The organism is Acidovorax sp. JG5 (assembly GCF_017939685.1).
Taxonomy (GTDB): Bacteria; Pseudomonadota; Gammaproteobacteria; order Burkholderiales; family Burkholderiaceae_C; genus Acidovorax.
The window spans coordinates 20,313-32,621 of record NZ_JAGKSE010000017.1 but is presented as its reverse complement, the minus strand read 5'-3'; the positions used below and the strand labels follow the sequence as shown (position 1 = coordinate 32,621).

Genomic DNA, 12,309 nt, shown 5'->3' with positions numbered 1-12,309 from the left:
ATGAGCGACTCCTCCCATTCCCCCATGACAGCGCCCTTTTTCATCGCCCGCGTTGCACCCGACGGTGCGCAATGCGATGCCTGGCCCGACCAGCCGCTGCTGGTTTCGCTGGAGCAAGGCGGCATCGACTGGCCCAGCTCGTGCCGCAACGGCACCTGCCGCACTTGCCTCGCGCAGCTGCGCCAGGGCAGCGTGCGCTACGAGATCGAGTGGCCGGGGCTGTCGGCCGAAGAAATGGCCGAGGGCTGCGTGCTGCCCTGCGTGGCCTATCCCGTGAGCGATGTCGAACTGCAAGCCTGAACTTGCCTGGCCGACGGCAGGCCGGCCCGGTCTGAACTAAAATCGTCGGCTTTGGAGTTCTGCGCACCGCGCCGATCTCTGCACCGTGCGGCCGCGCCGCATCGCATGTTCTTTGGGGCGGGCCTTGCAGGCCTGCACAGCCGTCTGGCCTCGGGAACCTGCGCTGCAGCCCGACCGCTCACTGCGCCCCCCAACGAAAGCCCCCCCATGAACACCCCCCTCACCCCCGCGCCCATCTCGCCGGTGCAAGACATCGTGGCCGAGATGCGCGCCGGGCGCATGGTCATCCTGGTGGACGAAGAAGACCGTGAAAACGAAGGCGACCTGGTGCTGGCGGCCGACCATGTCACGCCAGAAGCCATCAACTTCATGGCGCGCTTCGGCCGCGGCCTGATCTGCCTGACGCTCACACGCGAGCGCTGCGAACACCTCAAGCTGCCGCCCATGGCCACCCGCAACGGAACCGCCTACAGCACGGCCTTCACGGTTTCGATCGAGGCCGCAGAGGGCGTGACCACCGGCATCTCGGCCGCCGACCGCGCGCGCACCGTGCAGGTGGCCGTGGCCAAGGGCAGCCAAGCCAGCGACCTGGTGCAGCCCGGCCACATCTTCCCGCTGCAGGCGGTGGACGGCGGCGTGCTCATGCGCGCGGGCCACACCGAGGCCGGCTGCGACCTGTCGGCCATGGCCGGCTGCAGCCCCGCCGCCGTGATCTGCGAGATCATGAAGGACGACGGCACCATGGCGCGCCTGCCCGACCTGCAGATTTTTGCCGCCGAACACGGCATCAAGATCGGCACCATTGCCGACCTGATCGAGCACCGCAGCCGCACCGAATCGCTGGTCGAGAAGATGGGCCAGCGCACGCTGCAGACGGCCTATGGCGAGTTCACCGCCCACGCCTTTCGCGACAAGCCCAGCCGGGCCGTGCACCTGGCGCTGGTCAAGGGCCAGTGGGGCGCCGACGACGTGGTGCCCGTGCGCGTGCACGAACCGCTGTCGGTGCTGGATGCGCTGGAAGTGAACCGCTCCATGCACTCGTGGGGCCTGGACACCAGCCTGCACTACATCGCAGCCCAAGGCCAGGGCGTGGCCGTGCTGCTCAACTGCGGCGAAAGCGCCGCGCAGCTGCTGGAGCAATTTGAAGGCACGGCGCGTGCCGCGCAGGCGCCCGAGCGCGGCCGCATGGACCTGCGCACCTACGGCGTGGGCGCGCAAATCCTGCGCGAAGTGGGCGTTGCCAAGATGCAACTCATGGGCCAGCCGCGGCGCATGCCCAGCATGGCGGGCTACGGCCTCGAAATCACCGGCTACATCCCCAAGGAATAAACCATGCTTGACGCAGACAAAGGCACAGCAGACAGGCTCGATGGCACAAAACTGCACATCGGCATCGTCCAGGCCCGCTTCAATGAAGGCATCACCAACGCGCTGGCCCAGGCCTGCCGCAGTGCACTGCTCGACCTGGGCGTGCAGGAAAAGCACATCACCCATGTGCGGGTGCCCGGCGCCCTCGAAGTGCCCCTGGCACTGCAGGCCCTGGCCGAGCGCGACGAGTTCGACGCGCTGATCGCGCTGGGCTGCATCATCCGCGGCGAAACCTACCATTTCGAACTGGTGGCCAACGAATCGGGCGCCGCAGTCACGCGCATCGGGCTGGACTACCAAATGCCGATTGCGAACGCCATCCTCACCACCGAAAACCTGGACCAGGCCATTGCGCGCCAGACCGAAAAAGGCCGTGATGCCGCCTACGTGGCGGTGGAAATGGCCCACCTGCTGGAAGAATTGTCATGAGCGAACCCACCACGCCCGCCGCGCCCACGGCGGCACGCCCCCCCAAGCAGGCCCGCACCGGCCTCAAAAGCAACGGCATGCGCAAGGCGGCCTCCAAATCCAACCGCAGCCGCGCCCGCGAGTTCGCGCTGCAGGCGCTGTACCAGCACATCGTGGGCCGCAACGAGGCCACGGCCATTGATGCGTTCACGCGCGATCTGGCCGGCTTTCACAAGGCAGACGCCGCGCACTACAACGCCGTGCTGCACGGCTGCATCAACACGGCCGCCGAGCTCGATGCCCTGATCACCCCGCTGCTTGACCGCAAGATGGCCGAGATCTCGCCCATCGAGCACGCCACCATGTGGATCGGGGTGTATGAGTTCCAGCATTGCCTGGATGTGCCCTGGCGCGTGGTGCTCAACGAATGCATCGAACTGGCCAAGGAATTTGGCGGCACCGACGGCCACAAGTATGTGAATGCCGTGCTCAACGGCCTGGCGCCTCGCCTGCGCGCGGCCGAGGTGGCGGCCGACAAGGGTGCAGCGCCCGCCGCCGCACCCGCCCACACCGACGCTGGCGCCTGAACCAGCGCCTTGACCAGCGCTTGAACCAGCGTTACAGGCCGCCCTGCGGCCCGCCTTTTTCGCCACCACCCGCCCAACGCGGGCAGGATCTCGCCCCATGAAGTTTTCCCGGCGCGCCGAGCGCATTGATCCGTTTTATGTGATGGAAGTCGCCAAGGCCGCACAGGCCATGGCCCGCGAGGTGGCCGGCAGCAGCCAGCCCATGATCTTTCTGAACATTGGCGAGCCCGATTTCACGGCGCCCCCGCTTGTGCAGGAGGCCGCCGCGCGCGCCGTGCGCGATGGCGCCACGCAATACACGCAATCGCTGGGCTACGAGCCCCTGCGCGAACGCATCAGCGGCTGGTACCAGCAGCGCTTTGGCGTCAACGTGCCGGCGCGGCGCATCGTGGTGACGGCGGGTGCTTCGGCGGCGCTGCACCTGGCCTGCCTGGCGCTGATCGAGGCGGGCGACGAAGTGCTGATGCCCGACCCGAGCTATCCGTGCAACCGGCATTTCGTCAGCGCCGCCGAAGGCAACGCCGTGCTGATCCCCACCACCGCCGCCGAGCGCTACCAGCTGAGCGCCGACAAGGTGCAGGCCGCCTGGAACAGCAAGACGCGCGGCGTGCTGCTGGCCTCGCCCTCCAACCCCACGGGCACCTCCATTGCGCCCGATGAACTGCGCCGCATCCACGGCGTGGTGCAGGAGCGGGGCGGCGTGACGATGATCGACGAGATCTATCTGGGCCTCTCATACGACGATGCCTTTGGCCAGACGGCCCTGGCCATCGACGACAACGTCATCAGCATCAACAGCTTCAGCAAATACTTCAACATGACGGGCTGGCGCCTGGGCTGGATGGTGGTGCCCGATGCCATGGTGCCGGTGGTCGAGCGTCTGGCGCAAAACCTGTTCATCTGCGCCAGCACCGTCTCGCAACTGGCGGCCATGGCCTGCTTCGAGCCCGAGAGCATCGCCGAATACGAACGCCGGCGCGCCGAGTTCAAGGCCCGGCGCGACTACTTCATCCCCGAACTGCAGGCCCTGGGCCTGGCCGTGCCCGTGATGCCCGACGGCGCCTTTTATGCCTGGGCCGATTGCACCAGCGCCTGCGAAAAGCTCGGCGTGCAGGGCAGCTGGGACTTTGCCTACGAGCTGATGCGCCGCGCCCATGTGGCCGTGACGCCGGGGCGCGACTTCGGCACAGCCGAGACACAGCGATTCGTGCGCTTCTCGACGGCCAATTCGATGGCGCAGTTGCAGGAATCGGTGGCGCGCCTGCGCGGATTGCTGGGCTGAACTGAAATGAACGGCCCCCACGCTCATCATTGCATGTATCGCTGCCCCCCAAGGGGGCGCTCAGCGCCCTTCGGGCGGCCGTGCGGACGCTGAACCATGCCCTTCGAGTTCCCCATCCGCATCTACTGGGAAGACACCGATGCCGGCGGCATCGTGTTTTATGCCAACTACCTGAAGTTCTTTGAACGCGCCCGCACCGAGTGGCTGCGCTCGCTGGGCATTGGCCAGCAGCAGTTGCGGGAACAAACGGGCGGAATGTTCGTCGTAACCGATGCCCGCCTGCGCTACCTGCGCCCGGCCCGCCTGGACGATGCACTCATTGTTACCGCCCATTTGCAGGAAGCAGGCCGCGCGTCCTTGACAATCGTGCAGCAGGCGCTATTGAATAATGAGCAATTGACCGATCAACCGCGCGTTTTGCTGAGCGAAGGCACCATCCGTATCGGCTGGGTGGACGCCGCCAGCATGCGCCCCGCAAGAATCCCGAGCACCCTTCTGGAACAACTTTCATGAATTCCCAAGACATGTCCATCGTCACCCTGGTGCTGCAAGCCAGCTGGGTGGTGCAACTCGTCATGCTGCTGCTGCTGGGCGTCTCCGTCGCCAGCTGGGCCGCCATCTTCCGCAAGCTGTTTGCCTTGAAGCGCGTCAAGGCACTCAACGAAGATTTCGAGCGCGACTTCTGGTCGGGCACCAGCCTCAACGACCTGTATGCCAGCGCCGCGCAGAACGCCAAGAACGCCGGGCCCATGGAACGCATCTTCGCCAGCGGCATGCGCGAACACCAGAAGCTGCGCGAGCGCCGCATCACCGACCCCGGCACGCTGCTCGACGGCGCCCGCCGTGCCATGCGCGCCAGCTTTCAGCGCGAGATGGACGTGGTCGAATCCAGCCTGTCCTTTTTGGGCTCGGTGGCCTCGGTGAGCCCCTACGTGGGCCTGTTCGGCACGGTGTGGGGCATCATGCACGCGTTCACGGGCTTCGCCGGAATGGAACAGGTCACGCTGGCCACCGTGGCGCCCGGCATTGCCGAAGCCCTGGTGGCCACGGCCCTGGGCCTGTTCTCCGCCATCCCGGCCGTGATCGCCTACAACCGTTTTGCGCGCGACATCGACCGCGTGGCCAATCACCAGGAGACCTTCATCGAAGAGTTCTCCAACATCCTGCAGCGCAACCTGGGCGCCCACCCCGGCTCGCCCTCGGGCCACTGAGCCGGGAGACCGATATGCCCGCAATGGCCTCGCGCACAGGCAGCCGCCGCCGCTCCATGAACGAAATCAACATGGTGCCCTTCATCGACGTGATGCTGGTGCTGCTCATCATCTTCATGGTGACGGCGCCCATGCTCACGCCCAGTTCGGTCAATGTTCCCTCTGTCGGCAAGGGCGCCAAGGTGCCCAAGACGCGGGCCGACGTGATCGTGGAAAAGGACGGCAGCGTGCGCTTCAAGGCCGACGGCAACGAGCGCCCGGTGCCGCTTCAAAACCTGGGCGCCACGGCCAAAAACTGGCTCAAGGACCAGCCCGAGGACACGCCGGTGCTCATCAGCGCCGACAAGGACGTTTCCTACGAATCGGTCATGAAAGCCATGTCGGCCCTGCAACAGGCCGGTGTGGCCCGCGTTGCACTGGCAGTCAAGAGCGGCGGCTGAGCGCCGCCCCGCCCCCACCGTAATCGCATGCACGCCCACGACGACCGCGACCAGTTTGCCCCGCCCCGCCCCCCGGCACGCCTGCGCGCCATTGCGCTGGCCGTGCTGGCACACGCCATCCTGATTGCGGCCCTGACCTGGGGCGTGAACTGGAAAAGCAGCGCCGACATGCCGGCCGTGCAGGCCGAGCTGTGGTCGGCCGTTGCACAACAGGCGGCCCCCAGGGCGGTGGAACCGCCGGCACCCACACCCGAGCCGGTGCCCGAGCCGCCCCCACCCACACCGGCCCCGCCACCCCCACCGCCCCCTCCACGGCAGGCAGAACCCGACACCCGCGAAGCCGACATTGCCATCGAGCGCGAGAAAAAACGCCTGGAGAAAGAAAAGAAAGAGCGCCAGCAGCAGCTCGAACGCGAGAAACGCGAGCGCGAGCGCAAGGAAGAAGAGCGCCGCGAGCGCCTGGAGCAAGAGAAAAAGGAACGCCTGCAAAAGGAAAAGGCCGAACAGCAAAAAGCCGAGCGCGAGAAAGAACGCCTGGACAAGCTGGAAAAGCAAAAGCAACAGGCCGAAGACAAAAAACGCCAGGCGCAGGAAGACAAGCGCAAGCAGGACGCCCTCGCCAAGGCCGATGCCAAGGCGGCCGAAGCCCGCCGCCAGGAAAACATCCGCCGCATGCAAGGCCTGGCCGGCGCCACGGGCGGCGAAAGCGCCACCGGCAAGGCCCTGCGTGATTCAGGCCCCTCGGGCAGCTATGGCGGCAAGGTGGCAGCCAAGGTCCGCCCCAACATCGTGTACCCCGATGCCATCGCCGGCAATCCGCGCGCGGTGGTGCAGGTGCGCGCGGCGCCCGATGGCACCATCGTCGGCACCAAGCTGATCCAGTCCAGCGGCAACAAGGCCTGGGACGACGCCGTGCTGCGCGCACTGGACAAGACCGAGTCGCTGCCCCGCGACGTGGACGGACGCGTTCCATCCACGCTGGAAATCGGTTTTCGCCCGCAGGATTGAAAATTTGACGACGCCGTGGCCGGCCGCCCCGCTGCGCGCGCATTCCGCTGGCGTCGCCGGCCGAAGGCGCATGGGTAGCGCGCGTGCTCGAACCCGGCACAATTTAGAGAAAATAAGCCTCTAGCGCTCATACAGAAAGCGCTATTAGCTATTAAACAAATAGCAAAAAGCCCGATGCTCTCGCGAGCACCGGGCTTTTTTTAGCCTTGAAAGGCGTTGATCGCTCAGGCGGCTACGCCGTCGGCCACGTCCTTGTACTCAGCGATCTGGTCGAAGTTCATGTACTTGTAGATCTTGTCGCCATTGGCGCTGAGCACGCCCATGTCGGCCAGGTATTCGGCCTTGCTCGGGATGCGGCCCAGCTTGGAGCAGATGGCTGACAGTTCGGCAGAACCCAGGTACACGTTGGTGTTCTTGCCCAGGCGGTTGGGGAAATTGCGCGTGCTGGTGGACATCACGGTGGCGCCTTCCTTCACCTGCGCCTGGTTGCCCATGCACAGCGAGCAGCCCGGCATTTCCATGCGGGCACCAGCGGCGCCGAACACGCCGTAGTGACCCTCTTCGGTGAGCTGGTGCGCGTCCATCTTGGTGGGAGGGGCCATCCACAGCTTGACCGGGATGTCCTTCTTGCCTTCGAGCAGCTTGGAAGCTGCGCGGAAGTGGCCGATGTTGGTCATGCACGAGCCAATGAACACTTCATCGATCGGGGCGCCAGCCACGTCCGACAGCGTCTTGGCGTCGTCGGGGTCGTTGGGGCAGCAGACGATGGGCTCGGTGATCTCGGCCAGGTCGATCTCGATCACGGCGGCGTATTCGGCGTCGGCATCGGGTGCCAGCAGCTCGGGCTTGGCCAGCCAGGCTTCCATGGCCTGGATGCGGCGGCCGATGGTGCGCGCGTCGGCATAGCCCTGGGCAATCATGTTCTTGAGCAGCACGATGTTCGAGTTGATGTACTCGATGATCGGCTCCTTGTTCAGGCGCACGGTGCAGCCGGCGGCAGAGCGCTCGGCCGAGGCGTCGGACAGCTCGAATGCCTGCTCGACCTTCATGTCGGGCAGACCTTCGATTTCGAGGATGCGTCCCGAGAAGATGTTCTTCTTGCCCTTTTTCTCCACAGTCAGCAGGCCGGCCTTGATGGCATACAGCGGAATCGCGTGCACCAGGTCGCGCAGCGTGACGCCGGGCTGCATCTGGCCCTTGAAGCGCACCAGCACCGATTCCGGCATGTCGAGCGGCATCACGCCCGTGGCCGCGGCAAACGCCACCAGGCCCGAACCTGCGGGGAAGCTGATGCCGATGGGGAAGCGGGTGTGCGAATCGCCACCGGTGCCCACGGTGTCGGGCAGCAGCATGCGGTTGAGCCAGCTGTGGATGATGCCGTCGCCGGGCTTGAGCGAGATGCCGCCGCGGTTGCTGATGAACTCGGGCAGTTCGTGGTGCATCTTCACGTCCACGGGCTTGGGGTAAGCGGCCGTGTGGCAGAAGGACTGCATCACCAGATCGGAGCTGAAACCCAGGCAGGCCAGGTCTTTCAGCTCGTCGCGCGTCATGGGGCCGGTGGTGTCTTGGGAGCCCACCGAGGTCATCTTGGGCTCGCAATAGGTGCCGGGCAGCACGCCCTGGCCTTCTGGCAGGCCGCAGGCACGGCCGACCATCTTCTGCGCCAGCGTGAAGCCCTTGCCGTGGCCCTTGGGCACTTGCGGCAGACGGAACAGCGTGCTCACGGGCAGGCCCAGCGCCTCGCGCGCCTTGGTGGTGAGGCCCCGGCCGATGATCAGCGGAATGCGGCCGCCGGCGCGCACTTCGTCGAACAGCACGTCGCTCTTGACGGTGAACTCGGCAATGACCTTGCCATCCTTGAGGGCCTTGCCCTCGTAGGGGCGCAGCTCGATGGTGTCGCCCATGTTCATCTGGCTGACGTCGAGTTCGATGGGCAGCGCGCCCGCGTCTTCCATGGTGTTGTAGAAGATGGGAGCGATCTTGCTGCCCAGGCAGACGCCGCCGAAACGCTTGTTCGGCACGAAGGGGATGTCTTCGCCCGTGAACCACAGCACGCTGTTGGTGGCCGACTTGCGGCTCGAACCCGTGCCCACCACGTCACCCACGTAGGCCACGAGGCTGCCCTTGGCGCGCAGGTCTTCGATGAACTTCACCGGGCCGCGCTTGCCGTCTTCCTCAGGGGTGATGCCGTCGCGCTTGTTCTTGAGCATGGCCAGCGCATGCAGCGGAATGTCGGGGCGGCTCCAGGCGTCGGGCGCGGGCGACAGGTCGTCGGTGTTGGTTTCGCCGGTGACCTTGAGCACCGTGAGCTGGATGCTTTGCGGCACTTCAGGGCGGCTGGTGAACCACTCGGCATCGGCCCAGCTTTGCAGCACGGCCTTGGCGAAGGTGTTGCCCTGGTCGGCCTTTTCCTTGACGTCATGGAACTGGTCGAACATCAGCAGGGTTTTCTTCAGGCCCTCGGCCGCCACGGCGGCCACGGCAGCGTCGTCGAGCAGGTCGATCAGCGGCGTGAGGTTGTAGCCGCCCAGCATGGTGCCCAGCAACTCGGTGGCCTTTTCACGGCTGATGAGCGTGCATTTTTCGGTACCGTGCGCCACGGCGGCCAGGTAGCTGGCCTTGACCTTGGCGGCATCGTCCACGCCGGCGGGCACGCGGTGCGTGATCAGATCAAGCAGGGTTGCTTCCTCGCCTGCGGGCGGGTTCTTCAGCAACTCGATCAGTTCGCTGGTCTGCTTGGCGCTCAAAGGCAGGGGCGGAATGCCCAATGCGGCGCGTTCGGCCACATGGTCACGGTAGGCTTTCAACATCGATTTTCTCCGGTTGCGTTCTATAAAGTGGGTCAGGTGCGTGCCGGAAACCGGGCGCACCGCAATCGTTATTGCTTGGCGACGGGCAGGGGTTCGAGCACGCTGGGGGGCGGGTTCTTCTTGAGGGATTCGGCCACCAGGTTTTGCTCGGGGCTCATGCATTCATCGGCCAGGCGCTGGCCGCGCTTTTGGTCCATGAGCATGGACTTGTTGGCAATCTGCAGCCAGACCGCGCCGCCCTTCTGGTCTTCCAGACGCACCGCGCCGGTGGAGGTTTCAACCGGCGCCATGCGGTACTTGAAGCCCTTGCCTTCCACATCGAAGTGGCCGGGCGAGGCGGGGTCGGCTTTCAGGGTGACGTGGGCACCGAGCTCGCAGGCAATGCGGCCTACATGCACGCGTTGGGCAATGGCCAATTCGGCAGGCGAAAGTGCGGCCTCGGCGGCCATGATGCCCGCAGCCACCTGACCGGTGGCAGACCTGAGCTGGGTGCGGCTGCTTGGAGGCTCTGCCTTGGCGGTCTTGGCGGTCTTGGCTTTGGCTGGTGCCTTGGCGGTTGCCTTGGCAGCCGGTTTGGCTGCAGGCTGTGCGGGTGTCTGGGCCAGCGCAAAGGCGGGCGCCAGCAGCATCAGGGCAGAGGCGATAAAGGTTTTCATCAGAGATCCTGCAGGTAAATGTTCAGGGACAGGCTTGTTCAGGGACAGGGGGCACAGAAGGGGCGAACCACGGGCCCACGGCCGCAGGCAAAGTGCGCCCGGTGCTGTGCGCACGCTCCAGCAACTGCCAGTAATAGCGGTAACTGGCACGGTCATGCAAGGTGCCGTCAAAACTGATGGGAGCCCAATCAGCGTCTGCGGCAGCAGCTATTATTTTTGATGCAACTTCAATGTCATCCTGCGTGGGCGCAAAGGCCTCGAGGATGGGTCGGATCTGCGCCGGGTGGATGCTCCACATGCGCGTGTAGCCAAACTCGCGGGCAGCGCGGCTGGCTGCGGCCTGCATGGCCGCCATGTCGCTGAATTCGGTCACTACGCAGTGCGAAGGCACCTTGCCATGGGCATGGCAGGCGGAGGCGATTTCCAGCTTGGCACGCACCACCAGCGGGTGCGAGAACTGCCCCGACGAGGTCATGGCCGATGCGGGAATGGCGCCGCCATGGGCCGACACAAAATCCATCAGCCCAAAGCTCAGGCTTTGCACCAGCGGGTGCGCGGCGATCTCGAAGGCTCGGTGCACCGCAGCCGGGGATTCGATCAGCACCTGCAGGGGCAGATGCCCGGCCGATGCGCGTTGCAGGGCTTTTTCGGCCTGTATCACGTCATCCACCGACTCGACCTTGGGCAGCATGATGTGGGTAAGCCGATGACCGGCTTCCCCGGCAATGGTGGCCACATCGTTGGTAAATGCGGGGTGGTCCACGGGGTGCACCCGCGCACCCACGCGCGCCGCCGGGGCGGCATCGCGCGCCAGGGCAGCCACCAGGGCCGCGTGCGCTGCTTCGTCACCCACCGGGGCACCGTCTTCGCAATCGAGCGTGACGTCAAAGACGCACGCGCCGAACTCCTCGGTCATCTGGGCCTGCAATTGCAGGCTCTTGCGCATGCGTGCCGGGGCACCGCTGTAATGGTCGCACACCGGCAAGGTGGCGGAAGCCGCCTGGGCGCCTAGCAGCACCTCGCGCGGGTGGGCTCGCCCGCCCGCGCTGTTCACGCCAAAGGCTGCGCCGCCCTGGGGAAGGGAGGCACTGCCCGAGGGTGGTTCTGCGCGGCGCACAACGCTCATGGCATCAGAGCAGGTGCTTGACGCCGTCTTGCTCGCCTTGCAGTTCGGCCAGCGTGATGTTGATGCGCTCTTGCGAGAACGCGTCGATTTCCAGGCCTTCAACGATCTTGTACTCGCCGTTTTCGCAGGTGACGGGGAAGCCGAACATCGTGTCCTTGGGAATACCGTACTGGCCGTCCGAAGGAATACCCATGGTGACCCACTTGCCGTTGGTGCCCAGGGCCCAGTCACGCATGTGGTCGATGGCAGCGTTGGCAGCCGAGGCAGCCGACGACAGTCCACGGGCTTCGATGATCGCCGCGCCGCGCTTGCCCACCGTGGGCAGGAACACGTTGGCATTCCATTCCTGATCGTTGATCATCTTGGCAACGCTTTCGCCGTTGATGGTGGCGAAGCGGTAGTCGGCGTACATGGTGGGCGAATGGTTGCCCCAGACGGTCAGCTTTTCGATGTCGGCCACGGCCTTGCCGGTCTTGGCAGCGATCTGGCTGGCGGCGCGGTTGTGGTCCAGGCGCAGCATGGCGGTGAAGTTCTTGCGCGGCAGATCCGGCGCGCTCTTCATGGCGATGTAGGCGTTGGTGTTGGCGGGGTTGCCCACCACCAGCACCTTCACATCGCGGCTGGCCACGGCGTTCAGGGCCTTGCCTTGTGCGGTGAAGATGGCGCCGTTGACGGCCAGCAGCTCGGCGCGTTCCATGCCGGGGCCACGGGGGCGCGAACCCACCAGCAGGGCGTAGTCGGCATCCTTGAAGGCGGTCATCGGGTCGCTGTGGGCGGTCATCTCCACGAGCAGCGGGAAAGCGCAGTCATCGAGTTCCATCATCACGCCCTTGAGCGCTTTTTGCGGGCCTTCCACGGGCACTTCAAGCAGTTGCAGGATGACGGGCTGGTCCTTGCCCAGCATTTCGCCCGAGGCGATGCGGAACAGCAGGGCGTAACCGATTTGACCAGCAGCGCCGGTAACGGCAACACGGACGGGCTTCTTGCTCATGGTGAAAACTCCAGGAAATGGGAAAACAGGAATAGGTGAAATGCAAGCACCAGCGCCTGTTACCAGCAGCCCGTGCCCCGCAAAAACAGCCTTGGAGTGTACCGCCGATTGCTGCGACAGGT

General features: G+C 65.4%; 13 protein-coding genes. 9 read left to right on the top strand and 4 right to left on the bottom strand.

Translation table 11 applies throughout. The annotated features are described in order from the left end of the window. The 9 genes from J8G26_RS14810 (at position 1) to tolA (ending at position 6,604) form a co-directional block, all read left to right on the top strand. The gene (locus J8G26_RS14810; protein WP_210569853.1) at positions 1 to 300 is read left to right on the top strand and encodes a 2Fe-2S iron-sulfur cluster-binding protein; all 300 of its coding nucleotides are present in this window, start codon (positions 1 to 3) and stop codon (positions 298 to 300) included. A 207-nt stretch (positions 301 to 507) separates the two neighbouring features. After that, a complete protein-coding gene (ribBA, locus tag J8G26_RS14805) occupies positions 508 to 1,629 on the top strand; it encodes a bifunctional 3,4-dihydroxy-2-butanone-4-phosphate synthase/GTP cyclohydrolase II (RefSeq protein WP_210569851.1) in 1,122 nt (373 codons plus the stop codon). A gap of 3 nt (positions 1,630 to 1,632) precedes the next feature. Further along, positions 1,633 to 2,097, top strand: a complete 465-nt coding sequence (gene ribH / locus J8G26_RS14800) for a 6,7-dimethyl-8-ribityllumazine synthase (protein ID WP_087746736.1) — start codon at positions 1,633 to 1,635, stop codon at positions 2,095 to 2,097. Then, positions 2,094 to 2,663: a transcription antitermination factor NusB gene (gene nusB, locus J8G26_RS14795; RefSeq protein ID WP_087746737.1), complete on the top strand. Its 570-nt coding sequence runs from the start codon at positions 2,094 to 2,096 to the stop codon at positions 2,661 to 2,663. The genes ribH and nusB overlap by 4 nt, the downstream gene beginning before the upstream one ends. Positions 2,664 to 2,760: 97 nt before the next feature. After that, entirely contained in the window at positions 2,761 to 3,945 is a 1,185-nt protein-coding gene (locus J8G26_RS14790; protein ID WP_087746739.1) for a pyridoxal phosphate-dependent aminotransferase, read from the top strand. 96 nt (positions 3,946 to 4,041) lie between these two features. Next, a complete protein-coding gene (gene ybgC / locus J8G26_RS14785; RefSeq protein WP_087746741.1) occupies positions 4,042 to 4,458 on the top strand; it encodes a tol-pal system-associated acyl-CoA thioesterase in 417 nt (138 codons plus the stop codon). Continuing rightward, positions 4,455 to 5,156, top strand: a complete 702-nt coding sequence (gene tolQ, locus J8G26_RS14780; RefSeq protein WP_210569846.1) for a protein TolQ — start codon at positions 4,455 to 4,457, stop codon at positions 5,154 to 5,156. Before ybgC ends, tolQ begins: the two co-directional genes overlap by 4 nt. Positions 5,157 to 5,170: 14 nt before the next feature. Beyond that, positions 5,171 to 5,596 (top strand): ExbD/TolR family protein, encoded by a 426-nt coding sequence (locus J8G26_RS14775; protein WP_087746745.1) that lies wholly within the window; start codon positions 5,171 to 5,173, stop codon positions 5,594 to 5,596. Between the two features lie 27 nt (positions 5,597 to 5,623). Next, positions 5,624 to 6,604 carry a cell envelope integrity protein TolA gene (gene tolA, locus J8G26_RS14770; protein ID WP_210569844.1) on the top strand — a complete coding sequence of 327 codons (981 nt, stop codon included), beginning with the start codon at positions 5,624 to 5,626 and terminating at the stop codon, positions 6,602 to 6,604. 224 nt (positions 6,605 to 6,828) lie between these two features. Here the strand turns inward: tolA and acnB are convergent, their stop codons facing one another. The 4 genes from acnB to J8G26_RS14750 all read right to left on the bottom strand — a co-directional run bounded on the left by acnB (position 6,829) and on the right by J8G26_RS14750 (position 12,187). Beyond that, complete coding sequence (gene acnB, locus J8G26_RS14765) at positions 6,829 to 9,414, bottom strand: bifunctional aconitate hydratase 2/2-methylisocitrate dehydratase (protein WP_087746750.1); 2,586 nt, start codon at positions 9,412 to 9,414, stop codon at positions 6,829 to 6,831. Positions 9,415 to 9,482: 68 nt separating this feature from the next. Beyond that, positions 9,483 to 10,070, bottom strand: coding sequence for a hypothetical protein (locus tag J8G26_RS14760; RefSeq protein ID WP_087746752.1), 588 nt, complete (start codon positions 10,068 to 10,070; stop codon positions 9,483 to 9,485). Between the two features lie 22 nt (positions 10,071 to 10,092). After that, on the bottom strand, positions 10,093 to 11,196 hold the full coding sequence (locus J8G26_RS14755) for an aldolase/citrate lyase family protein (RefSeq protein ID WP_087746754.1): 1,104 nt from the start codon (positions 11,194 to 11,196) through the stop codon (positions 10,093 to 10,095). Between the two features lie 4 nt (positions 11,197 to 11,200). Further along, the gene (locus J8G26_RS14750; protein ID WP_087746756.1) at positions 11,201 to 12,187 is read right to left on the bottom strand and encodes a malate dehydrogenase; all 987 of its coding nucleotides are present in this window, start codon (positions 12,185 to 12,187) and stop codon (positions 11,201 to 11,203) included. Between the last annotated feature and the right edge of the window lie 122 nt (positions 12,188 to 12,309).

Coding starts and splice junctions, on each gene's coding strand:
- J8G26_RS14755 (WP_087746754.1), bottom strand. CDS start 11,196: ATGAGCGTTGTGCGCCGCGCAGAACCACCCTCGGGCAGTGCCTCCCTT.
- acnB (WP_087746750.1), bottom strand. CDS start 9,414: ATGTTGAAAGCCTACCGTGACCATGTGGCCGAACGCGCCGCATTGGGC.
- J8G26_RS14750 (WP_087746756.1), bottom strand. CDS start 12,187: ATGAGCAAGAAGCCCGTCCGTGTTGCCGTTACCGGCGCTGCTGGTCAA.
- J8G26_RS14810 (WP_210569853.1), top strand. CDS start 1: ATGAGCGACTCCTCCCATTCCCCCATGACAGCGCCCTTTTTCATCGCC.
- J8G26_RS14760 (WP_087746752.1), bottom strand. CDS start 10,070: ATGAAAACCTTTATCGCCTCTGCCCTGATGCTGCTGGCGCCCGCCTTT.
- nusB (WP_087746737.1), top strand. CDS start 2,094: ATGAGCGAACCCACCACGCCCGCCGCGCCCACGGCGGCACGCCCCCCC.
- tolA (WP_210569844.1), top strand. CDS start 5,624: ATGCACGCCCACGACGACCGCGACCAGTTTGCCCCGCCCCGCCCCCCG.
- J8G26_RS14790 (WP_087746739.1), top strand. CDS start 2,761: ATGAAGTTTTCCCGGCGCGCCGAGCGCATTGATCCGTTTTATGTGATG.
- ribBA (WP_210569851.1), top strand. CDS start 508: ATGAACACCCCCCTCACCCCCGCGCCCATCTCGCCGGTGCAAGACATC.
- ribH (WP_087746736.1), top strand. CDS start 1,633: ATGCTTGACGCAGACAAAGGCACAGCAGACAGGCTCGATGGCACAAAA.
- tolQ (WP_210569846.1), top strand. CDS start 4,455: ATGAATTCCCAAGACATGTCCATCGTCACCCTGGTGCTGCAAGCCAGC.
- ybgC (WP_087746741.1), top strand. CDS start 4,042: ATGCCCTTCGAGTTCCCCATCCGCATCTACTGGGAAGACACCGATGCC.
- J8G26_RS14775 (WP_087746745.1), top strand. CDS start 5,171: ATGCCCGCAATGGCCTCGCGCACAGGCAGCCGCCGCCGCTCCATGAAC.